The organism is Saccharospirillum salsuginis, from assembly GCF_014651855.1.
Taxonomy (GTDB): Bacteria; Pseudomonadota; Gammaproteobacteria; order Pseudomonadales; family Natronospirillaceae; genus Saccharospirillum; species Saccharospirillum salsuginis.
The window spans coordinates 1-955 of record NZ_BMXR01000033.1; the positions used below are offsets into that span (position 1 = coordinate 1).

Consider the following 955-nt stretch of genomic DNA (forward strand, 5'->3'; position numbering starts at 1 on the left):
GCCCAGTTAAGACTCGCTTTCGCTACGGCTCCCCTATACGGTTAACCTCGCCACGTAATGTAAGTCGCTGACCCATTATACAAAAGGTACGCAGTCACGCCCGAAGGCGCTCCCACTGCTTGTACGTACAGGGTTTCAGGGTCTATTTCACTCCCCTCTCCGGGGTTCTTTTCGCCTTTCCCTCACGGTACTGGTTCACTATCGGTCAACTGGGAGTATTTAGCCTTGGAGGATGGTCCCCCCATGTTCAGTCAGGATAACACGTGTCCCGACCTACTCGTTTTCACATCGTTGGGCTTTCGTGTACGGGGCTATCACCCACTATGGCCACCCTTTCCAGAGTGTTCCACTAACCGTCCCGATGCTTAAGGGCTGGTCCCCGTTCGCTCGCCGCTACTGAGGGAATCTCGTTTGATGTCTTTTCCTCGGGGTACTTAGATGTTTCAGTTCCCCCGGTTCGCCTCACTGACCTATGAATTCAGTCAGTGATACCTATCTAAGATAGGTGGGTTTCCCCATTCAGAGATCGCCGGATCGAAGGTTGTTTGCCACCTCCCCGACGCTTTTCGCAGGCTACCACGTCTTTCATCGCCTCCAGTTGCCAAGGCATCCACCCTGTACGCTTCGTCACTTGGCCATATAACCCGAAGGAGTGTCCATCGGCTTACATGAAGCGACGCTGTAACGACAAAGAATTGTACGCTTGGTTCTTACAGACTTTCTTTCAAACAATCGCGATGCTCGACGGTTCAAAGAACCACCGAACCTCGTGGCTCGATCGTTTGCTTGAGAAAACTTGATCAGATTGTTAAAGAACGCCTAAAAGCCCGATTCCTTGCGGAATCCGGCTCTCAAGAAGTAATTCGTTGTGGACACTTGCGAGTCTAGGTTTAAGGAGGTGATCCAACCCCAGGTTCCCCTAGGGTTACCTTGTTACGACTTCACCCCAGTCATT

At 51.7% G+C, this 955-nt stretch carries 2 rRNA genes; both read right to left on the reverse strand.

Annotated elements, in window-relative coordinates:
* Positions 1-637: ribosomal RNA gene (locus tag IE111_RS24365) — 23S ribosomal RNA — on the reverse strand; the annotation flags it as partial.
* A 254-nt stretch (positions 638-891) separates the two neighbouring features.
* Positions 892-955 (reverse strand): 16S ribosomal RNA (locus IE111_RS24370); the annotation flags it as partial.